The sequence below is a fragment of the Helicobacter magdeburgensis genome, assembly GCF_000765825.2.
Classification (GTDB): domain Bacteria; phylum Campylobacterota; class Campylobacteria; order Campylobacterales; family Helicobacteraceae; genus Helicobacter_C; species Helicobacter_C magdeburgensis.
In genome coordinates, this window is record NZ_JRPE02000008.1 from 82,417 (window position 1) to 105,378 (window position 22,962).

Here is a 22,962-nt window from a genome sequence, read left to right on the forward strand (position 1 = left end):
TTTACCTTACGTTGAAATAAGCGTAATGCGATAGGGGGCGGACAGAATATTTTCCCTTTGGGATAAAATCTCTTGTATGTCCTTCGTGTTTAAGTGTCTAAGCGTATAGTGTAATCTCTCAAAGCTTTGTGATTTAATAAGATTATCAAGGATAAGGGCTACACTCAGCACACTTAGAATCTGCACACTTAAGATACCCAAAAAAATCGCATAAAAAATCTTTTTTTTCATTTTCCCCCTTTGTGCGAATAGAGCTTATGTTATGCGTTTGTGTTAAACTGATACCCCACACCGCGTATTGTTTTGATATGTTTGCCATACTTGCCAAGCTTTGAACGCAAGGTGTTAATGTGAATATCAATCGTGCGTGTCCCAGAGATATTATACCCCCAAATAATTTCAAGCAACTCTTCTCTGCTAAAAACACGATTAGTAGAACTCATAAGTAATCCCAAAAGCTCAAACTCTTTTAATGTGAGATGTAAAGATTCTCCGCCTATACTCACGCTATGGCTTGTTTTAGAGTATTTTAAATCGCCATAACTCATCTCACAATCACTCTGCGTATGGCTTCTACGCAACAACGCTTTAATTCTAGCAATAAGCTCCAAAGCACTAAAAGGCTTGGTAAGATAGTCATCAGCCCCGCTATCTAGCCCCTTAATCTTATCAAACTCACTTCCAAGCGCGGTTAGCATAATTACAGGGATATTTTTGCTCTTATGATTTTGACGCATTTTGTGTAAAACACTTAGCCCATCTTCTTGAGGCAGCATCACATCAAGCACCGCGCAAGAGGGCGATTCTTTTGCCATAGCTTCCCAAAAATCACTCGGCAGACTAAAGCCCTTTGCCTTTAAATTTGCGGAGTTTAACGCATACAACACAAGGCTCAAAATCCCCTCATCATCTTCAAGTATAAAAATCACTTCATATCCTTTGTGTAAAGTGTGTAAAGCATAATTATAGCTTACGCATACGCCATCGCACTGATGTGGTCAGCAATTTTTTCAAAATATTTTGACAGCATAAGTATTTCAAGCCACCAATGTGCGTTAAGATATGAATCTTGTAGCTTTTGGGCGATTTGCTCTTTCATCTGTCCAAAGCAAGAATCCATAAGATTTTCAATCTCTTCTACGCGTTGTAGATTAGAATCTTTAAACGCATCAAACATTTCAAAAAGTAAATTTGCCATTTTTTCTAGCAAGTCAAGCATACATTCCTTTGGCATTTGAGCGATAATCTTAGCACTATTGAGTGAAATCTCACCCATACGCCGCAAATCGTGAATCTGCTTAATAGTCCGTGTGATAAACTCCAAATCCTGAGCTACGGGCTGTTGCTTTAAAATCAGCATTTCACACGAGTGAAAAATATCCTTCTCCAGCGTGTTTAGCCGCTCCACAATAAGCTCCATTTCTTCTAAACTTTTTGTGCTTTGAAAATCCGCTCCATAATGCAGTGCATCGCAGGAGAGAGTAAGCATTGTATTAAATTGTGCCTCTAAGTCATTCAGCTGTGCTAGGTAAATATCTCGCATTATCCAAACCTCCCTGTAATATAATCTTGAGTTTTCTGCTCTTTTGGTGAGCTAAAAATCTTATCCGTGGTGTCAAACTCAACAATCTCGCCCATAAGGAAAAACGCCGTCTTATCAGATATACGCGTGGCTTGTTGCATATTGTGCGTAACGATAATAATGGTGTATTTTGTTTTTAACTCATTGATGAGATCTTCAATCTTAAGCGTAGAGATAGGGTCTAATGCTGAAGTTGGCTCGTCCATCAAAATCACTTCAGGTTGGACGGCTAATGCCCTAGCAATACATAGTCTTTGCTGTTGTCCGCCGCTTAACCCAAGGGCTGATTTATGAAGTCTATCTTTGAGTTCTTCCCAAATATTTGCCCCCCTTAAGCAAGATTCTATAATCTCATCAAGTTCAGCCTTTTTCTTAATGCCGTGTGTGCGTGGTCCAAAGGCGATATTATCATAAATACTCATAGGAAATGGATTTGGCTTTTGAAACACCATACCCACGCGTTTTCTTAACGCATTTACATCGCAGTTTTGATAAATATCCTGCCCATCAAGCAGAATCTTACCTGTAATCTTACAGCTTGACACAAGGTCATTCATACGATTAAGGCTTTTTAGGAGTGTAGATTTACCACAACCGCTAGGTCCTATAAACGCACTCACTTCATTACGCAACAAAGTGAGATTGATATTTTTCAACGCGTGAAAATCCCCATAATGCAGATTCATATTGCTAATATCAAAAGTTACATTATTCATTTGTATTCCTTATTTGAGTTTATTAGGATCAAGATATCGTGCCAACATATTAGAGACAAAATTTATCCCTATGACAATGATAAGCAAAATAACAGCTGTGGCGTAGGCTTGCTCCATATACTGCCCTTCACTTAAAAGCGCATACATATGCACGCTTAGCGTCCGCCCAGAATCTCCAATATCTGCTACCTGTGCCACCGTCCCCGCTGTGTAAAGCAAAGCCGCACTCTCCCCTACAATACGCCCAACGCTCAAAATCACTCCAGCTAGAATCCCGCTTATCGCACAAGGCAGGATAATCACAAAGATTGTCCTAAGCCTCCCAGCCCCAAGCCCAAAAGATGCTTCCTTATACAAAATCGGCACTGCTTTTATCGCCTCTTGTGTATTTCGCAAAATAAGTGGTAACACCATAATAGCAAGTGTCAAAGCCCCAGCCAAAAAGCTAAAGCCAAAACCAAAATAAATCACAAACGCCAAATACCCAAATAGCCCATACACAATGCTTGGAATCCCAGTGAGTGTTTCAGCTGCTACAACGATAAGTCTTACAGCACGAGATTGAGAGTTTGCATACTCTTCTAAGAAAATCGCTCCAAAAATCGCTACGGGTGTAGCAATCAAAAGAGAAAGCAAAACCATAGTGATTGTATTGATAATTGCTGGCATCATTGAGACATTTTCACTTGTGTAGGTAAGCTCAAATAATTTTGGACTAAGGTAACCCACACCATTATATAAAATGTAGCCGATGATAAATGCAAATGTCGCCACACTCGTAAATATCGCTAAACGCACGATAATGTAAAAAAAGAGTGAAAGTCCATCTTTTTGTCTTAGCTCCTGCCGTATTCTGCTAAAAGGTGAAGAAATATTTTTTGATTGTGTCAAACTGCTTTGCCGTGTTTGATTTAGTGTTATTTCACTCATTAGTGTTTCTCCCTTTTTAATACGCTAAAACACAGATTGATGAGCAGGATAAATACAAACAGCACCACGCTTGAAGCGATTAATACCTCTCTATGTAAATCCGCAGAATACCCAAGCTCAAGCACAATATTTGTCGTGAGCGTTCTCACGCCATCGCTTATAGATTCAGGGAATATGGGCTGATTCCCAGCAATGACAATAACCGCCATTGCCTCACCAATAGCTCTTCCCACACCTAAAATAATACTTGCAAGCACCCCACTTTGAGCCGCCTTTAGCATAACAAAAAACACGACCCTTTCCTTACTCGCTCCAAGGGCTAAGCCCCCTTCTAAATAAGTCTCACTTACAGCCTCAAGACTTGTTTTTGACACAAGCACAATTGTTGGCAAAATCATAATGCCTAGCAAAAGCGAAGCGGCAAGCAGCCCTTTGCCGCTTGTGCCAAGAATAGGTGCTAAAAAAGGCACAATCACGATAAGTCCAAAAAATCCATACACAATACTTGGAATCCCAGCTAGAAGCTCCACCGCAGGAGTGATAGCAATTTTAACTTTCTTACTTGCAAAAAAGGCAAGATAAATGGCTGATAGCACCCCACAAGGCACACCAAAGGCAATGGCAAGTGCGGTTATATAAAGGCTACCTATAATCATAGGAGCAAGACCAAAAATCTCCGCATTTGGCTCCCACAAATCCCCAAAGATAAAATCCACAAAACCAATCTCGGCGATTGTAGGAATGGCATTAGCAAACAAAAAGATACATATCATACCAACAGCCAACACACAGCCAAACGCACAAAGAGCAAAAAGCCCTTGCATTGATCTCTCCATAAACACAGACTTAAAACTTGCTGCTTGAATCTTTTCCATTTTGTTCCTTATCGCATTTTAGACTCATTTTAGATTCTATGTAGATAAAGATTCTAAAATACCTTCTTTTAGTGTTGGTATCATAAAAATATTTTGTAAAATCACGCAAATTCAAATGTAAAGAAAATGTAAAATCAAAAAATCACTTAAAAATGAAAAGTTTGAAAATAGCCTAAAATATGTGAGTTTAACCCTTTAGAGTTTTGTAAAGTCCCTAAAGGGTTGGGAGAAAAAAGTGTAAGTCTCACTTTCAATCAAGTGAGATTGTAAGAAGTGAGAGAGTTATTTTACTTCGCTCCATTTTGTTGTTTTGCCTTCAAAAATGGCTTTTACTTGCTCTGGTTTAAGAGAACTAAGAGCATTTTTTGGATTGACAATCACCGCAAGTCCGTCAATAGCAAGAACTTTAGCTTTTAAGCCTTTGCTTAGCTCACTCTCTTTAAGCTCTCGGCTTACCATACCAATATCTGCAATACCTTGAACCGTAGCATTCACACCTGTTGTTGAATCTGATTGTTGAATCTCAATTTTAGCTTTTTTGTTTTGTTTTAAATAGGCTTCTTTGAGTTTCTCCATAAGTGGTGTTACAGAGCTTGATCCAGCAATAACAAGCTTGCCTTCAGGATTCTTAGGCTTAAAGCTTTTTGCATCAGTTGGAATATATCCTGCTTTTGTAACGATATCTTGTGCCTCTTTAGAAGTCGCAAAGCCTAAAAAATCATCAGCCAACGCATTATCTTTAAGCGTAACAACATTGAAAGGGCGAGAAACAGGGTATTTCTTACTCTTTACATTTGCTGCATTTGCTTCAACACCATTAATTTGAACTGCTTTCACAGATTTGTTAAGTGAGCCAAGTGAAACATATCCAATGGCATTTTCATCTTTTGAAACCGTTGTTAGCATAACGGCTGTTGAGTTTGTAATCTCTGCTTTTTTAGAGATCGCATCTACTTTTTTATCTTTCACCTTATTGAATACTTCAAAAAGCTCAACAAAAGCACCCCTTGTGCCAGAGCCATCTTCGCGTGAAATAGGATGAATATTATCATCAGCACTTACAGAGCTAACGCCCATACCAAGACCAGCTAAAGCAACAAAGCCCAAAGCCAAAAATTTACTTGTCAATGTAGTTTTCATAGTTTTCCTTTATGGAATGATTTCTGTCAAAGGTTTTGACACTGGCAGTGTAAAAAATCTATGTAAAAAATAGCATTTTACAAAGTAAAAAAAATGTAAAGAAACGCAAACACCCCAAATAAGCCTTTTTATATGTTTTTATGAAAGTTTTTATAGATTCTATGCTACATTGCATAAGAATTTACAATAGAATCTATACAAGGAGAGAGTAGTGCAACTAAGCGACACGCAGAAAAAAGAGATTTTACAAAAAGCAAAGGTGATTGTTATTGTCGGGCTAAGCCCAGATTCAAGTAAGCCTAGCTACCAAGTGGGCGAGTTTTTGCTTCAAAAAGGTTATGATATTGTGCCGATCTACCCAAAAGGCGGAGAAATTCTAGGCAGAAAGGCTTATCCCACATTACAAAAGGCTTTTGAAGCCCTAGCTCAAAAGGGCGTGAAATGCGATATTATTAATGTGTTTAGAAAAAGCGAAGCTCTAGGCGAAGTAATGCGTGAAATCTTAACCCTGCAAAATCTTAGCTCATTTGATTTAAATCATCTTTGCGTGTGGGTGCAGCTAGGGCTTCACAACACAGAATCTGCTAACCTTGCCAAAGAGCACCACATCGCCTATGAAGAAAATAGCTGCATTAAGCTAGAGTATCTTAGGGTTATAGAATCTTAAATTGTGTGTGGTTTTTGTGCTTTTACTTGATAAGATTCTATAAAATTATCAGCTTTTAAGATTCTTCTAAAGCTTTATCTCAAAGGGGCAAAACGCGGTGAAACAACAGAGATTTGCTAAGGTTTTTATTTGGCTTTTTCATCTCACTTATTTGCGTGAGACAAGGCTTATTGCGTGGCGTGATATTTTCCCGCAAGATTCTAACTCTATACCACAAGATTCTAGACTAAAAGATTCTAATCCCACACATTGCCAAACTACACAAAATCCACAAAGCCTACAAACTTCGCAGATTCTAAAAGCCCCAAAAATCTTGCCCTATACAAAAGCTATAAGGCTAGATTCTACACATCGTTATCTTACCTTGCTTTCTCATCGCAATGGTGCGCTTGATGGGTGGGTGTATGGGCGATTTATCCCGCGATTTGTTTTTATGATGGCAAAGCAGTTGCATAAAATTTGGTGGCTTAGAGTGATTTTCCCGGGCATTGCTATAACACGGCAAAAAGATGACCCACTTCATTACAAAAAAGCCAATCTCAATGCGTTAAAAACCTGCGTTAAAGCCCTGCAAGATAGGCAGATTCTCTGTATTTTCCCCGAAGGCACAAGCTCACTAGGACATAAGCATCTGCCCTTTGAGCAAGGGGCTGCAAGACTAGCGATGATGAGCCAAAAAGCTTCCCAAAAAGCCCATTTAGAAGTTGCATCGCTCCACTCTCCCCTTTATATTCTGCCTATGAGTGTTTTTTATGATGATCCCACTTTGCTTGGTGGCAGGGCGTTTGTGGTATATAATGAGCCTTTTATCTGTCCGCAGGATATGGATACAGAACATCTCCACGCACTTTTTAGCCAAAAGTTAGAGCAAATTTTACTTGAATATGACAGCCAAGAATTGCAAGAAATAGCACATTTTCTAGCAAGTTTCCTAAGCTCAAATACGCCCTTTACGGACTATTATGGCAATCTCATTTGGTTTCATTCCCTACAACAAGCCCAAGATTCACAGCTTTCAAAAATTGTAAATCTTACTCAAACTTACCGCAAAATGCCCCTGCCTACACTTTATAAAAACGCTCCCATCTATCCACAAAACTTTTTGCTTAGCCTATGGACTTTTAGCATTTGTCTGCCTATTGTAGCCTTTAGCTTTTTACTGAATCTCCCGCCCCTGCTTTGTGGGAAGTTGTCCGCAAAACTTTTTGCAAAAGAGCAACACACCATAAGCTTATGGAAAGCCATAGTAGGCTATGGCGTGGGCTTTGTGTGGTGGGGCGGTATATGTATCACAAGTGGAATCTGCGGGGCTTTTGGCGTGTATGATAATCTCCTTGCCACCTTACATATAGGATTTTTTGCAGGGCTAGATTCTGCTTTTTTAGATTCAGTATTAGGCTGTGGGCTTGGAATCTTGCTTAGTCTTATAGCCTGCTCTTTTGGGATATGGGGGCTTAAACTCTATGGGGCGTTTAAAAAGCACAGCATTGCTCTTTATAATGCTATGTTTCATCGCAACAAATTCACAATGTTTAAGCAGTTTAAAACAAAACTTTTAGAGATGTTAGCCTAATGCCCTTTGTCAATACGCCCTATCATATTAAAGAGCCTATTTTAGCGTTTTTGTGGCTTATGCGTGAGCGTGGATACACCCAAGCCAACGCCCAAAAAATCCTAGATAAACACCGCTTAACACAAGATAATCGCCCCATAAGCAAAGCGGAAAAGATTTGTGGGAATGTTATGCTAAGTGAGTTTGTGCCAAGCTCCATTCCGCACCTGCCAAATATTGAGCCACTTTTTTATAATGATGATTTTGCCATCTATGACAAACCGCATAATCTCCTAACCCACCCCAAAGGACGCTTTTTTCACTATTCACTGAACGACATTCTTAAATCCCGCTTTGGCATACAGGCAAATGCTCTGCACCGCCTTGATAAACAAACAAGTGGGCTTGTGCTATGCTCCATTAACCCAAAAAGCAAGAAAGCCCTAGAATCGCTTATGCAAAGTCGTAGCATTGCTAAAAGCTATTGTGCGATTGTTAAGGGCAGAGTAAAGGGGGAGATTCTTATCAATGAGCCGATAATGACACAAAAGCATAAGGGGGATTTAGCTATTAAAAGTATTGTGAGTGAAAAAGGCAAAGAAAGTCGCACGCTTATCCGCCCGCTAGCTTACCATAAAGATTCTACACTTATCCACGCCCTAGCCCTTACAGGCAGGACACATCAAATCCGTCTGCATTGCTCCTACATAGGACATAGAATCTTAGGCGACCCACTCTATGGCGTGAGTGAGGATAAAAGCAGATTCTACCTTGAAGCACCAAATCTTAGCCCAAAAGAGCATAAAGCCCTTTTTGACGCTCCTTTTTTATGTCTTAATGCCTATGCTCTGCATTTTAGCTTTCAAGGGAGTGATTATCATTTTAAGAGCAATGCTCCATTTGACTTTATGCCACATTTTCAGGGCTTTTTCCAAAGTCATACTTTCTTGTAGCCTTGCTTTTTTCATTCAAACCTTGCCTCTGTTTTTTTTTTTTTTTGTTGTATAATACAAGCTCTATTCTTAAAATAACCCCAACATTTAGGAGCTTTGTATGTTAGATAGAATCTCCCACATTGTGCTTGTTTTTGCTATCAGTTTTTTTGCTCTTTTTATCCTAGCGTGTTCGGATAATAAGTCAGTGAGTTCTTATCCCCAAGAGTTAAGCACAGATGATTCTTTTACAATCACTTTTAATGAGCCTATTATAGAAGAAAATGCCACACTTGAAAATGGCACACAAGCCTTGAAGGCAGTGCTACAAAGCACTGAAGCAGATAAAAAGATTTTTCTTAATGGAGAAAGCATTTTTGCAGAATACGGCTATCTTTCCCCCTATGAGCTGACAATAGTTTTTCCACAAGGGGCTTTAAAGCCAAATGCTAAATATAAACTTGAACTTAAACTTGATAAGCTTGAAAGCTCCCGCCTTAAAGACACGCTAAACCTTGAGTTTCACACATTGCCCACACAGATTCACACTTCACAATTTACCCCAAGCTTCATAAACGATACAAGCTTTAACTTTAATGTCAATGTGAGCTTTTCCCAGCCCATTGTCATTACACCCCTTGCCACAGCAAGTGAAGCAAAAGATTTTGATACATTACGCAAAGCCATATCACTAAAAGATGAGAGTGGCAAGGAGCTAGAATTTAGCGTAGGCTTTAATATTTATGATAGCACTTTGCTTATCCAATCTCAAAATCTTACCCTTACAGATAAGCCCACACGCTACATACTGACATTAAAGGCGGATTATTTTGGATTGCAAAAAGATGAGATTTTGCGATATGAACGCGTGAGTGAAGGCTTAGAGATTGTAGATATACAGGCTATTTCAAGTGAAAAGCCCCATATTCGGGTGCATTTTTCACAGCCCTTAGCGGATAATAAAGACATACAAGATTTTATCTCTATAAGCCCAAATCTCAAAACAACCACCATTTTGCAGGGCAATATCCTGCAAATCTATGCCCCATTTAATATCACACAAAGCTACACTTTGAAGATAAAAGAGGGCATTGCTGCGGTGGATAAATCGCGTCTAAAAGATTCTAAAGAAGAGCAGATTGTTTTTAATCAAATCGCCCCTTCTATTGTATTTTCACAGCAAGGTGTCTTCCTCCCAAGTCAAGCAGAGAAAAAAATCGCCTTTAAAAGTATGAATGTCAAAAAAGTCAAACTCAAAATAAGCAAAATTTATCCAAATAACATCACAGCCTATCTCCACAAACAAAATCTCATCGGCAGCACAAAATATGCGGACAACACAGATTATGACTACTATGATGACTATGAAGATTCTGGAATCTATGCGGATTTTGAAAGGCTAGGCGATGTGGTGCTTGAAAAAGACTTCACACTAGATATGCAGAAAAATCAGTGGATTCAAACACAGCTTGATTTTTCTGCCCTTAAGGCAAGTGAAGGCATTTTTATCCTTGAGTTAAGTTTTGATAAAGATGGGGTGGATTATGACTTCCCACAAGATACTGCCGATTGGAGAAAGGAGCAGTTTTTTAATAAATTTGGCAAGATTCAAAAGCATCTCATTTTTTCAAATATTGCTTTGTTAGCACAGCAGATTGATAACAAACTTGAAGTCCTAGCCCTTGATATTGCGAGCAATAAGCCCCTGCCACAAGTGCAAATCAATGCGATTAATCCAAAAAATCAAGTCATTGCTAAATCCACAAGCAACGCTCAAGGCTTAAGCACATTTGAAAATGCTAATAAGATTATGTATCTTAACGCAACAAATGGCAAAGACACAACTATTTTGCGACTTAACTCACCTTTAAGCTTGGAGGGCTTTGACACGCAAGGATTAGAATCTACAAGCAATGTCAATGCGTATATTTATACCGATAGAGGCGTATATCGTCCCGGCGATACCGCTCATATTAATATTATCGCTCGTGCTAACAATAAAAGCATAACCCACCCCATCAGCATATCTATCACTTCTCCGCAAGGCAAGATTGTGCTTGAAGACTTTATGCTAAAAGAGCAGCTTTTTGGGTTGTATCATTATGATTTTCAAACGCAAAAATCCGCACAGACAGGAATCTGGCGAGTGAAAGTCAAAGTTGGCGATGCGGAGTTTTGGCACAATCTCTCAATAGAAAGTGTCGTGCCAGATCGCATAAAAGCAGAGATTCTAAGCCCTGATACACTTTCACTTCAAAGCTTAGAAAAAAACAACAAAACACTTCCTTATGACATCAACGCACATTATCTTTTTGGCGCCCCTGCGGCGGATTTAAAGTTTGAAAGCAATCTCTATGTGCAAGGAGTGAATTTTTACGCTAAGGCGTATCCAAACTACACTTTTAGCCACCCTTCATCTTTGCAGTATAGCTTTAATGACAAGCAGACAGGCACATTAGATGAAAAGGGCAATTCATCTAATGCCTTTAGCCTAGATAACCTAGAAGATATAAATAAGAATCTCCGCGTCCTTATCCACACAAAAGTCTTTGAAAATGGTGGTCGTTATGTCAATGCAAGAAAACCCATTAACATTGCCTTGTATGATAGCTTTGTAGGGATAAAAACGCCTACACGATATGTGAGTGCTGGAGATGAAATTGCCCTGCCTGTTATTGTTCTATCAAATGATACGCAAAAGCCCCTGCCAAATCGCAAACTCACTTATAGAATCTATCACAATAGCTACTCGTGGTGGTGGGATTATGATAGTTATGATGAATTTTCACGCTCTTTTAAAAAAGATAGAAACACTAAGCTTATTAAACAAGGCTCACTCACTTCGGGCGACAAGCCTACTTTACTGCGTTTTAGCCCACATCAAAATGGAGAGCTTTTCATAGAAGTAGAAGATGAGAGCAATCATCAAAAAAGTGCGGTGTTTATGTATGCGAGTGAAAGTGGAGAGCCAACAGACGCACCAAAGCTCACTCAACTTCAAGTTAAAAGCGATAAACAAAGCTACTCTGCTAATGAAAAGGCAAAAATCAGCTTTGAAAGCCCTAAAGATTCTAAAGCCCTTGTAAGTGTTGTGGGGGGCAATAAGATTTTACAAAGATTTTGGCTTGACACACAAGAGGGGCAGACAAGCTTTGAGCTAGCACTCAAAGAGAGCTTTGCTCCAAATGTGTATGTCGCCATTGCACTATTACAAAATTACACAACACTTGATAATGACCGCTCACAGCGACTTTATGGCGTTTTACCCATTATGGTGGAAAATCCAGAATCTAAGCTTAACTTAGAGATACAAGCCCCTGATTCTATCCGCCCAAATACAGATTTTAAAGTCAAGCTTTCAAACACACAAAAGCAAAAGAGTGCCTACACACTTGCTATTGTTGATGAGGGATTGCTTAATCTCACGGATTTTATCTCGCCAAATCCGTGGGCGTATTTCTATCAAAAAATGGCGTTTATGCTTTCAGTCTTTGATAATTATGATCTTATCATCGGCAGAGATATTGGCAAAATGCACCAGATTCTAAAAGTTGGCGGCGATGAGTTAGCCACCTCATCAAATCGCAAGGATTTAAATCAAGCAGAGAGATTTAAGCCTGTGGTGCTTTACTCTAAGCCTGTGATGAGTGATGAATCTGGCAATGCGGAGTTTAGCTACACAATGCCCGCATATATGGGAAGTGTGCGTATTATGGCAGTGGGTGTGAATGAAAAAGCCTATGGCTCTAAATCCCAAAATATGAAAATAACCGCTCCTGTGGTAATGCTCCCAACCCTGCCGCGTTCTTTAAAAATTGGCGATAGTTTTGAGCTTGCTATTGAAGTTTTACCCACACAAGAAAATGTCGGCAAGACAACGCTAAAGCTTAAGAGTGGGGAAAAAATCAAGCTTGAAAAAACTAGCCTTACTTTAGATTTGAAAGATAAAAAGTCCCAAATCGTAAAAATCAATGCAAAAGTGAGTGAAGAGAGCATAGGGCAGGATTTTATAGAAATTAGCCTAGCAAATGGGGATTTTACAATGAGTGATGTAACACATATTGATGTGTTGCCAAATAATCCCTACACGACTATCAGTCAAAAACACACGCTTGAATCTAAGCAAACACTAAGCCTAGAAAATCCCAAAAATTATGTCAAAGATTCAGAATCTAGCTATATTGTGGTAAGCCAAAAGCCCATTATGAGTATAGATCATCGCTTAAAATGGCTTATCCGCTACCCTTATGGCTGTATTGAGCAAACTACTTCAAGCGTTATGCCCCAACTCTTTTTAAGCACATTAAGCAACGCAGACTTTATAGATAAGCCAAGCATTGTCAAAAATATCAATGCTGGAATCGCACGCATTAGCACATTCCAAACAAGCGATGGGGGCTTTGCGTATTGGCAGGGTGAATCTCAATCAAATTTTTGGGGCAGTGCGTATGCGGGACATTTCTTACTTTTGGCTAAGAAGCAGGGCTATTATGTGCCTGAAAGTGTGCTAAAAAAATGGATAAGTTACGCCACTTATAACGCTCAAGGCAATACTCAAAGCGGTGGCAATGTGTATTTACTCTATTTGCTCTCCCTTGCTGGTGAGCCACAAATTGGGCTATTAAATAATATCTATGAGCATCATCTTTCAAAGCTTGAAGTAAGTGATAAATGGCTGCTTGCTGCGGCTTATAGCCTTGCAGGAATGGACGAAGTTGCCAAAAAAATTACAAAAGATTTACCCACAAAGGCAACAAAACGCAATGACTCATATTATGATTTTAGCTATGGTTCAACCTTGCGTGATGATGCGATGATTTTAAATGCGTTCAGTGAGATTTACAAAACTCCGCACAAAGAGCTTTTATCCCATATCTTAGGGCAGCTTGAAAGTGATAAATGGTATAGCACTCAAACGCTTGGCTACTCACTCCTTGCCATTGCTAATACCATTCCACAAGAGCAAACAGAGACAAAAAGCTTTAGCTTTAAATTTGATGGTAAGAGCTATGAGAGTGCGGATTCTATAAAACTGCCTTTTGATAGCCAAAAAGCGAAGTTTAGCTCTACAAGTGATTTTCCACTTTATATTAATCATATATGGGATGGAATCTTGCTTGAAAAGGACATTGCCGCAAGGGCGGAAAAAATCGCCCTTGAAAGGGAATTTTTAGATGAAAATGGCAAGGCTCTTGATGTCAGCACTCTAGATTCAGCAAAAAGCTTTTATCTCGTGCTAAGGCTTAAGAATGCCGATGAGAACACACCTGTGAGTGTGAGAAATGTAGCTATTACACAGAATCTGCCAAGCGGCTGGGAGATTGAAAACACAAGGCTAAATGATGATAATCTGCCTGATTTTGTCCGCAATGATAGTATCACTTACACGGACATTCGCGATGATAAGATAATGTGGTTTTTAGATTTTAATAGCCAATCTCGCAAGATGTTTGTAAAGATTAATACTATCACCCCCGGAAGCTACATTTTGCCCCCTGCTACTGCGGAAGCAATGTATGATAATAGCTTTAGGGCAAATACGACTGCTATGCCTGTTATAGTGAAGTAATGTGGCAAAGTAGCTTGTAATCCGTGAAAAAAATAGGGGCTACTTTTAAGCAAGGGCTGGTGCTTTGTTTGCTTTGCCTTGTGCTTTTTTGTCTGTATGGGCTAGGTGTGTATGTGCAGTTTTTACACACCTTGCCAAAGACTGATCTTTTTGAATCTGTATATAGCAAAAGTGTGCTTGATAGGCAGGGCAGAATCTTAAGCGTTTTTTTAAATCAAGCAGAGCAGTGGCATCTCAAATCCCCAACACCCATTCCAAATAAACTAAAAATTGCCGCTCTTACTTATGAGGATAAGCGATTTTCTAAACATTTTGGCGTTGATATTTTAGCCCTTTTAAGAAGTGTGAGAAATAACTTTACCCAAACAAAACGCACTGGCGGTAGCACCATAAGTATGCAGGTAGTCAAGCTCTATCTCAAGCCCAAGCGGACATATAGCAATAAGATTAATGAAATATTTCAAGCCCTAGCCCTTGAAACCGCCTATAATAAAGATGAGATTCTAGCAATGTATCTTAATAACGCCCCTTATGGTGGCAATATCATCGGCTATCACTCCGCTTCACTCTTATATTTTGGTAAAGATTCCACACAGCTCACTTGGGCTGAATCTGCCCTCCTTGCTATTTTGCCAAATGCACCCGGATTATTAAATCTTAACAAAAATCCGCAGATTCTAAAAAATAAACGCGATTTACTTTTGCGTAAGCTCCATACGCTTGGCTATTTTGATGAGACAATCCTTGAGCTTTCCCTGAAAGAGCCAATACCGCAAGGCAAAAAGCCTATTCAAAATCTAGCCCCACACCTAAGCCTAAAACTTATCCAACAAAGCACAAAAAGCAATATCACAAGCACGATTGATAAACAGATTCAAGCAAAATTAGAATCTAAAATCAAAGCCTATCACAAAAAGCTTCTTTCACTTGGGATTTTAAATCTCTCCGCCCTTGTTGTGGATACCAAAAGTGGTGAGATTCTAAGCTATATCGGTTCGCAGGATTTTTTGGACATAGAGAATTTTGGGCAGATTGATGGTGTGGTTGCCCTCCGTTCGCCCGGCTCCTTACTCAAGCCATTTTTATACGCACTTAGCATTGATTCTGGGCTTATTGCTCCACAAAGTCTGCTTGTTGATGTGCCGATGTTTTTTTCTAACTTCAAGCCCCAAAATGCTAATAAAACTTTTCAAGGGTTAATCACCGCTGAATCTGCCCTGCAAAAATCGCTCAATGTCCCTTTTGTTAGGCTATTGCAAACTTATGGGTATGAAAAATTTTTCTATGCCTTGCAAGATATGGCGGGGCTTAAGCCTAGCAATGCTTCGCGATATGGGCTTTCTCTCATACTTGGCTCAAAGGAGATGAGTATGCTTCAAATCGCAAGATTGTATAGAGGGCTAGGGAATTATGGCTCTTTTGGCGATTTATACACGACATTACCCTATGAGAAAAAGCAAGAAAAGTCCTATATTACGCAAGGCAGTGCCTATCTCACATTGCATTCGCTCAAAGAGCTAAAACGCGAGGGGGAGCTAGACTATCACAAAGAAAAAATGGCTTTTTCGTGGAAAAGTGGCACAAGCTATGGGAGAAAAGACGCGTGGGCAGCAGGGTGTAGCCCACAATATACCATTGTTGTTTGGGCGGGGAACTTTACAGGCAAACCAAATCCTAATATTTTTGGCGTCAAAACCGCAGGGACACTGCTTTTTGAGCTTTTAGAAGAACTTCCACATAATAATGTCAATTTCACTCTGCCAACTTCCAAGCTCACTTATATTGAAGCAGATAAATTCAGCGGATATAGGCTAACTGAAGATATGAAAGCACTTTTACCCGATAATGCCACAAAAGACGCTACGCAAAGCATTCTCTTTCCGCTAGATTCTAGAATCTTACGCACCTCGCCTTTTTATAAAAAAGCCTTTATGTATGATGGCAAAGAGCTAGATTCACAAGATGAGAACTTTATTTACGCCACGCCACAGCTCACACTCAATCTCCCGCTCAATGTGCTAACTTATTATAAACTTCAAAATGTCAATGTTGAAAAGCACCTTACCAAGCAGGAAAAAACGCTTAAAATCATCTATCCCACGCAGAATCTTAAGATTATCCAACCTAAAGATTTTAGCGGACAGCAGGAGCTGATTATCCGCATTGCCAATCTTAAAAATCAAAATGTCTCGTGGTATTTGGATAAAAATCTAATCCATAGCTCAAACTCTGCCACACTCAAAATTTTTCTTCCTAAAGGCACTCATTATTTAAGCATTGTAGGCGAAGATGGGGGTATTGACAGCGTGAGATTCAGTATAGAAAACTAAGGCATTAGCAAAAATAGGCTAAGATTTTGCCTTATCAAAAAAAACATAAGGAGAAAAAATGACATTTAGTGGAAGTAATGTGCTGATTACAGGAGCAAGCAAAGGCATTGGCGCACAGATTGCCAAAACTTTAGCAGGATATGGGCTAAAAGTATGGATAAACTACCGCTCAAAGCCTGAACTTGCCGATAATCTTAAAAATGAAATAGAATCTAGCGGCGGCAAGGTGGCGGTGATTAAGTTTGATGCGAGTGTTGAAGAGGAGTTTGTCGCTGGACTAAAGGCAATTACTGAAAGCGATGGGGCTTTAAGCTATCTAGTCAATAATGCAGGGATTACAAATGATAAACTTGCCTTGCGTATGAGTGTGAGCGATTTTGATAGTGTGATTGAAGCTAATCTCAAATCCTGCTTTATCGGTTGTAGGGAAGCGTTAAAAATTATGGGCAAACAACGATTTGGAAGTGTGGTAAATATCGCCTCTATTATCGGTGAGCGTGGCAATATGGGGCAAACAAACTATGCAGCAAGCAAGGGCGGTATGATTGCTATGAGTAAATCTTTTGCCTATGAGGGTGCGCCTCGCAATATCCGCTTTAACTGCGTTACACCCGGATTCATTAAAAGCGATATGACAGATGAGCTAAAGCCTGAAGCCGTAGAATCTTATCTCAAAAATATTCCTTTGGCGCGTTTTGGGGAAGCAAATGATGTGGCTGAAGCGGTGGCATTTTTGCTTTCAAATGCTTCATCATATATCACAGGAGAAGTGCTAAAAGTCAATGGTGGGCTTTATATGTAAAGGCACTTGCCATTTAACAAATCTTTGCTATAATGCGGAGTTTAAGTTTAAAACTAAGGAGAAAAAATGAGCACATTTGAAGATGTAAAGGCAGTCGTAGTAGAGCAACTTAGCGTTAATGCTGATGAGGTAAAGCCAGAATCTCGCTTTATTGAGGATTTGAATGCGGATTCTCTTGATGTTGTAGAGCTTGTTATGGCTTTGGAAGAAAAGTTTTCTATTGAAATCCCTGATGAAGATGCAGAAAAAATCAAAACCGTAAATGATGTTGTAGCTTATATTGACGCAAACAAATAACATCACTTCACCTAAACCTATGCTTATAATGTTATAAAAAGTGCTTAGAATCTTACAGGCACCGCATTCTAATGCATAGGCGGATTCTAATTTTAGTTAAAATTTTAGTTATAAAGGAATGGTATGCGACGCGTAGTAGTAACCGGTTTGGGAATGATTAACTCATTAGGCTTAAACAAAAGCGACTCTTTTAAGGCTATTGTAGAAGGAAAATGTGGAATTAAAAGAATTTCTTGCTTTGATGTAGAAAATTTTCCTGTAAAAATTGCTGGTGAAATTGTGGATTTCGACCCTGAAGAAGTCCTTGATCCTCGCGAAGTTAAAAAGGCAGACCGCTTTATCCAGCTTGGCTTAAAGGCAGCAAAAGAGGCAATGAATGAAAGTGGATTGCTTGAAAATGGCGTTATTAGCCCTGCTCTTGGAGAGCGATTTGGTGTGAGTTCGGCTGCTGGTATCGGCGGACTAGGGAATATTGAGAAAAACTCCATAGCTTGTGAGCAAAAGGGACCAAGACGCATTAATCCATTCTTTATCCCTTCAGCCCTTGTGAATATGCTTGGCGGATTTATCTCTATTGAATATGCACTTAAAGGACCAAACCTTGCAAGTGTTACAGCCTGTGCGGCAGGGACACACGCCATTATTGAAGCGGCAAAAACCATTATGTTAAATGGTGCTGATGCGATGCTTGTCATCGGCTCTGAATCTTCAATCTGCCCCGTGGGTATCGGCGGATTTGCTGCGATGAAAGCCTTGAGTGATAGGAATGATGAACCACTTAAAGCCTCACGCCCATTTGATAAAGAACGCAATGGCTTTGTTATGGGGGAAGGTGCTGGGGCATTGGTGCTAGAAGAGTATGAGAGTGCAAAAAAGCGTGGAGCTAAGATTTATGCCGAGCTTATCGGCTTTGGCGAAAGTGGCGATGCAAACCACATTACTACCCCAGCTCCCCAAGGCGAGGGGGCTTTGCGTGCGATGAAAGCCGCTCTTAAAATGGCAAATACTTCAGTGGATTATATCAACGCACACGGCACAAGCACAGCCTACAATGACTTGTATGAAACTATGGCACTCAAAGTTGCGTTTGGTGGCAAAGATTCTGTCCCACCGGTAAGCTCTACAAAGGGGCAGATTGGACATTGTCTAGGTGCAGCAGGTGCGATTGAAGCAGTTATTTCCATTATGGCTATGCAGGAAGGAATCTTGCCTCCAACAATCAATCAAGAAACTAAAGATCCCGAGTGCGACCTTGATTATATCCCAAACACTGCACGACAAGCAAAAGTCAATGCAGTAATGAGTAACTCATTTGGCTTTGGCGGCACAAATGGTGTTGTCATATTTGGCAGAATCTAGGGTAAAAAATGGCAATCTATCTTGATTTTGAGCAAAAGATTAAGAATCTCCAAGATGATATAGAGTCTGCTGTTGTTCATGGTGATAATGACGCAAGACTTATCCTTGAAAAAGAGCTTGAAAAAGAAGTATGCAGTGTGTATTCAAATATAAGCGATTATCAAAAGCTCCAGCTTGCTCGCCACCCAGATCGCCCTTATGCTATGGACTATATTGAGCTGATTTGCAAAGACGCGTATGAAATTAACGGGGATAGGCATTTTAAAGATGATAAGGCGATTGTGTGTTTTATTGGTAAAATTGGTGAGCAAACCGCAATGATTATCGGTGAAGAAAAAGGAAGAGGCACAAAAAATAAACTCGCAAGGAATTTTGGTATGCCAAGTCCTGAAGGCTACCGCAAAGCCTTGCGTGCCGCAAAACTTGCTGAAAAGTTTAATATCCCCATTTTAATGCTTGTAGATACACAAGGTGCATATCCCGGGCTTGGTGCTGAAGAGCGTGGGCAAAGTGAAGCCATAGCTAAGAATCTACAAGAATTTGCCAAGCTTAAAACCCCGACTATTGCTGTTGTGATTGGCGAGGGCGGAAGCGGTGGGGCATTAGCCATTGCTGTGGCTGATAAACTTGCGATGATGCAATATTCTGTCTTTAGCGTTATATCTCCAGAGGGCTGTGCGGCAATTTTGTGGAATGATCCTTCAAAAATAGAATCTGCTACAAAGGCACTTAAAATCACACCTATTGAGCTTAAAAAATGTGGGCTTATTGATGATGTGATAGATGAGCCACTTATCGGCGCACATAGAGATAAAGAAAATGCAGCTAAGGCTATTGAATCTTATTTTCTCAAATCGCTTGAAGAACTCTCACAAGATGATAAATATCTCTCTAAGCGTTACAATAAGCTAATGAGCTATGGAGCTTTCACGCAAGAAACCACTACCCTTTAGCTTTGTGCTTATCTAGCCCTGCATAGATTCTAAGCTTGTGGGTGGGGTATCAAAAGCTTCTTTGTCTTTTGCTTAGCTCCACACTAGGCATTTTGCCCCACACATTTACTTCCATTATATTTTTTGTGGCACAATCGCCACTTCCCTACATTACTTTAAAGGAGCAAAAAATGAAAAAATGGATTGTGGCATTCCTTGCTACTATGTGCGTGATTTGGCTAAGTGCGTGTGGTGATGACAAAGCTCAAGCCCAAACTTCAAGCGGTGTAGAGCAAATCAAACAAAATGGCGTGTTACGTGTGGGCGTATTTGGTGATAAGCCACCTTTTGGCTTTATTGATGAAAATGGCAAAAATGCAGGATTTGACATTTATATCGCAAAAAGACTTGCTAAAGACTTGCTTGGCGATGAGAGTAAAATTGAGTTTATCCTAACTGAAGCGGCTTCACGCGTTGAGTTTTTACGCTCAAACAAAGTAGATATCATTATGGCAAACTTCACTCAAACTAAAGAGCGTGAAGAGGCGGTTGATTTTGCTAAGCCCTATATGAAAGTCTCTCTTGGTGTTGTGTCCCCAAATGGCGAGATTCAAAGCGTTGAAGATCTAAAGGGAAAAAAACTTATTGTCAATAAAGGCACGACTGCAGATGTGTATTTTAGTAAAAATCACCCGGATATTGAGTTATTAAAATACGAACAAAACACTCAAGCTTTCCTTGCATTAAAGGATAAAAGGGGCGATGCGTTAGCACACGATAACACACTTGTCCTTGCGTGGGCTATGGAAAATCCGGGCTTTGGCGTTGGAATCCCAACACTTGGCGAAGAAGATGTCATTGCCCCTGCTGTGAAAAAGGATAATGTTGAGCTTAAAACTTGGCTTGATGAGGAAATCACAAAACTCACAAGTGAAGGCTTTATTAAAGAAGCTTATGATAAGACACTTGCCCCTATTTTTGGAGAAGAAAAAGCAGATTCTGTGATTTTTTTCTAACTAATCTCTTAGGCTATGGACTTTACCCATAGCCTAAGCAACAGGCCTGGCAACATTCCTACCCTCCCTCAAACAAACAACACACTAAGACTATGGCGATTTTAAAATCTGCACCAAAAGCCTCTGTCTAGTCCGCTTAAATCTTTGTAAAACTCAATGTCTTTGGCGTTATGCTGGGCTAGAATCTGCTCTAGGGCGTTTTTTTGGTCATAGCCTATTTCACACAACAAAAAAGCTTTGCGATTTTTAGCCTCTACAATCAAGGCTTTGAGTATATCTAGCCCATCTTTTCCGCCAAAAAGGGCAATGCTAGGCTCATAAGTCAAAGGCAGACTGATAGGATAATCATCGCAAATATAAGGTGGATTGCTGATGATGAGTTCAATATCTTGCCACGAGCTTGGGAGTAAGGAGCAGTGTTGAAGTGTGATGTTAGAATCTGGGGCAAGGGAGTGAATATTTTTTTGCGTAACTTCTAGGGCTTTTTGGCTAATATCTGTGGCAAAAAAGCGACATTGCGGGTGTAAAAGTGAAAGTGTAATGCTTAGAATACCCGAGCCTATGCCGACTTCGGCAATGGATTCTATCTTTTGCTCTATTATAAGCTTACTGCCTTTTTGGATAAGAATCTCACTCTCTGGTCGTGGAATCAGCACGGATTCATTGACATAAAAAGTATGCTCATAAAAACTCGCACTTTGGGTAAGGTATTCAATAGGTTTGCCTTTGGTTCGTTTTTCAACAAGGGATAGAAAATGCTTAGCTTGAGTAGGATTCACACTTTGGGTGCTATGTGTATGGAGATAGACACGCTCCACTTTAAGCACAAAGCTAAGCAAAAGCTCACTTTCAAATCGTGGCTTAAGATGTAAAGATTGCGCTACTTGTGAGAGTGTGGAAGTAGCAGAATCTAAAAGGGCTTTAATGTTGTAAGTCATAATCAAGGGCTTTTAGCCTTTGTAAAAGTGGCGGGTGCGTGTAATAAAAGAAAATATAGGCTGGGTGGGAGCTAGGGAAGCTTTTATTTTCATTCACTAATCGCACAAGGGCGTTAGCAAGGCAGTTTTTGCTTGAGAGACTAGCACCAAACTCATCAGCCTTATACTCCGCTTTGCGACTAAAATATCCCATAATGGGCAAAAAGAAAAAGGCAATCATCGGCGAGATAAGCAGCATAATCAGTAGCACTCCTGCTCCATTTTGAGCTAAACCTAAGGTGTTAAACAGACTTTCTGGCAAATGCCCCACGATGAAAAATAGCACAAAAAGCATACAGGACATAAGAATAATGTTTTTAAGAATATCTTTGTGCTTAAAATGCCCTAGCTCGTGTCCAAGTATGGCTATAAGCCCATCGGCACTGATTTTATCAAGCAGTGTGTCAAAAAGCACCACGCGTTTGCTTTTGCCAAGCCCCCCAAAATATGCATTCAATCGTCCATCTCGCCTTGAAGCGTCAATGACAAAGATTCCATTGCTCTTAAAGCCGATGGTATTCATTAAAGATTCTATACGGGATTTGAGATTTTCATCATTAAGCGGGGTAAATTTATTAAATAAAGGTGCGATGAGTGTGGGATAAATGAGATTTGCTAAAATCACAACACCAAGTAAAGCTAAAAAGCCTACAAACCACCATAATGCGACATTTTCAATAATAAACACAAGCAAACACACAATAATCCCGCCAATGACTATACTTAAAGCTAGGCTTTTAAGTGTGTCAATGATAAATAGGCTAGGTGTTTGCTTAGAAAATCCAAACTTCTTATCAAGGAAAAAAGTCTTATAGATTGAAAAAGGCATTTCAATAATACTGCCAATAATCACAAAGCCCAACACAAGGGCAATCTCACGCCACAAGGGCGAAAAAGCCCCAAGTGTGCCCTCAAGCCATAGTGATAAAAAATGTAGCCCAAAAATAACCCACAGGCTAAAGGTTAGAATCTCAAAAAGATGTGTCAAAATATCTAATCGCAATGAGGCGATAGCATAATCCCCGGCTTGCTTATAGTCTTCGGATTCAAGTAAAATAGCTGGTTTTTGTAACTCTAGCTTAATATGTTTAATTTGTAAAAATGCTAGAATAATGCTTGGCAGAGCATAAAGACAGATAAATAAACAAATAAAAGCAGTAAGCATAAAATCTCCTTTGTGAAATAAACACGCACAATCATAAGTGAGAAAATACAAAAAAAGGTAAATTAACAAGCTTTTAACCACTGATTTATTATGATTGCACCAAAATTTTAAAACTAAGGCG

19 protein-coding genes are annotated in these 22,962 nt (G+C 39.7%); 10 read left to right on the forward strand and 9 right to left on the reverse strand.

Going from position 1 to position 22,962, the window contains the following annotated elements; all coding sequences use genetic code 11:
* Window positions 1–6: 6 nt before the first annotated feature.
* The 7 genes from LS74_RS11355 to LS74_RS06655 form a co-directional block, all read right to left on the reverse strand.
* On the reverse strand, window positions 7–231 hold the full coding sequence (locus LS74_RS11355) for a hypothetical protein (RefSeq protein ID WP_236096849.1): 225 nt from the start codon (window positions 229–231) through the stop codon (window positions 7–9).
* Between the two features lie 29 nt (window positions 232–260).
* Window positions 261–929 carry a response regulator transcription factor gene (locus tag LS74_RS06630; RefSeq protein ID WP_034584602.1) on the reverse strand — a complete coding sequence of 223 codons (669 nt, stop codon included), beginning with the start codon at window positions 927–929 and terminating at the stop codon, window positions 261–263.
* Between the two features lie 41 nt (window positions 930–970).
* Complete coding sequence (locus tag LS74_RS06635; protein WP_034584605.1) at window positions 971–1,543, reverse strand: phosphate signaling complex PhoU family protein; 573 nt, start codon at window positions 1,541–1,543, stop codon at window positions 971–973.
* Entirely contained in the window at window positions 1,543–2,298 is a 756-nt protein-coding gene (gene pstB, locus LS74_RS06640) for a phosphate ABC transporter ATP-binding protein PstB (RefSeq protein WP_034584607.1), read from the reverse strand. The genes LS74_RS06635 and pstB overlap by 1 nt, the downstream gene beginning before the upstream one ends.
* Window positions 2,299–2,307: 9 nt before the next feature.
* Window positions 2,308–3,228 (reverse strand): phosphate ABC transporter permease PstA, encoded by a 921-nt coding sequence (pstA, locus tag LS74_RS06645; protein ID WP_084584165.1) that lies wholly within the window; start codon window positions 3,226–3,228, stop codon window positions 2,308–2,310.
* Window positions 3,228–4,103: a phosphate ABC transporter permease subunit PstC gene (gene pstC, locus LS74_RS06650; RefSeq protein WP_034584609.1), complete on the reverse strand. Its 876-nt coding sequence runs from the start codon at window positions 4,101–4,103 to the stop codon at window positions 3,228–3,230. The genes pstA and pstC overlap by 1 nt, the downstream gene beginning before the upstream one ends.
* A gap of 282 nt (window positions 4,104–4,385) precedes the next feature.
* Complete coding sequence (locus tag LS74_RS06655) at window positions 4,386–5,243, reverse strand: substrate-binding domain-containing protein (protein ID WP_034584611.1); 858 nt, start codon at window positions 5,241–5,243, stop codon at window positions 4,386–4,388.
* 211 nt (window positions 5,244–5,454) lie between these two features.
* Here LS74_RS06655 and LS74_RS06660 point away from each other — a divergent pair, with 211 nt between their 5' ends.
* The 10 genes from LS74_RS06660 (at window position 5,455) to LS74_RS06705 (ending at window position 20,699) form a co-directional block, all read left to right on the forward strand.
* On the forward strand, window positions 5,455–5,910 hold the full coding sequence (locus LS74_RS06660) for a CoA-binding protein (protein ID WP_034584612.1): 456 nt from the start codon (window positions 5,455–5,457) through the stop codon (window positions 5,908–5,910).
* A gap of 97 nt (window positions 5,911–6,007) precedes the next feature.
* Window positions 6,008–7,483, forward strand: a complete 1,476-nt coding sequence (locus LS74_RS06665; protein WP_034584614.1) for a 1-acyl-sn-glycerol-3-phosphate acyltransferase — start codon at window positions 6,008–6,010, stop codon at window positions 7,481–7,483.
* Entirely contained in the window at window positions 7,483–8,415 is a 933-nt protein-coding gene (locus tag LS74_RS06670; protein WP_034584616.1) for an RluA family pseudouridine synthase, read from the forward strand. Before LS74_RS06665 ends, LS74_RS06670 begins: the two co-directional genes overlap by 1 nt.
* Window positions 8,416–8,515: 100 nt before the next feature.
* The gene (locus tag LS74_RS06675) at window positions 8,516–13,963 is read left to right on the forward strand and encodes an alpha-2-macroglobulin family protein (protein ID WP_084584167.1); all 5,448 of its coding nucleotides are present in this window, start codon (window positions 8,516–8,518) and stop codon (window positions 13,961–13,963) included.
* A gap of 23 nt (window positions 13,964–13,986) precedes the next feature.
* The gene (pbpC, locus tag LS74_RS06680; protein ID WP_034584617.1) at window positions 13,987–16,293 is read left to right on the forward strand and encodes a penicillin-binding protein 1C; all 2,307 of its coding nucleotides are present in this window, start codon (window positions 13,987–13,989) and stop codon (window positions 16,291–16,293) included.
* A gap of 58 nt (window positions 16,294–16,351) precedes the next feature.
* Window positions 16,352–17,095, forward strand: a complete 744-nt coding sequence (gene fabG, locus LS74_RS06685; protein WP_034584619.1) for a 3-oxoacyl-ACP reductase FabG — start codon at window positions 16,352–16,354, stop codon at window positions 17,093–17,095.
* Window positions 17,096–17,161: 66 nt separating this feature from the next.
* A complete protein-coding gene (gene acpP / locus LS74_RS06690) occupies window positions 17,162–17,392 on the forward strand; it encodes an acyl carrier protein (protein WP_002957060.1) in 231 nt (76 codons plus the stop codon).
* Window positions 17,393–17,515: 123 nt separating this feature from the next.
* Window positions 17,516–18,751: a beta-ketoacyl-ACP synthase II gene (locus tag LS74_RS06695; protein WP_034584621.1), complete on the forward strand. Its 1,236-nt coding sequence runs from the start codon at window positions 17,516–17,518 to the stop codon at window positions 18,749–18,751.
* An 8-nt stretch (window positions 18,752–18,759) separates the two neighbouring features.
* Window positions 18,760–19,704, forward strand: coding sequence for an acetyl-CoA carboxylase carboxyl transferase subunit alpha (accA, locus tag LS74_RS06700; protein ID WP_034584624.1), 945 nt, complete (start codon window positions 18,760–18,762; stop codon window positions 19,702–19,704).
* A 170-nt stretch (window positions 19,705–19,874) separates the two neighbouring features.
* Window positions 19,875–20,699: a cysteine ABC transporter substrate-binding protein gene (locus LS74_RS06705; protein ID WP_034584656.1), complete on the forward strand. Its 825-nt coding sequence runs from the start codon at window positions 19,875–19,877 to the stop codon at window positions 20,697–20,699.
* Between the two features lie 101 nt (window positions 20,700–20,800).
* Here the strand turns inward: LS74_RS06705 and prmC are convergent, their stop codons facing one another.
* Both prmC and LS74_RS06715 read right to left on the reverse strand, forming a co-directional pair.
* A complete protein-coding gene (gene prmC, locus LS74_RS06710) occupies window positions 20,801–21,637 on the reverse strand; it encodes a peptide chain release factor N(5)-glutamine methyltransferase (RefSeq protein ID WP_236096850.1) in 837 nt (278 codons plus the stop codon).
* On the reverse strand, window positions 21,621–22,841 hold the full coding sequence (locus LS74_RS06715) for a M48 family metallopeptidase (RefSeq protein WP_034584627.1): 1,221 nt from the start codon (window positions 22,839–22,841) through the stop codon (window positions 21,621–21,623). The genes prmC and LS74_RS06715 overlap by 17 nt, the downstream gene beginning before the upstream one ends.
* Window positions 22,842–22,962: the final 121 nt, after the last annotated feature.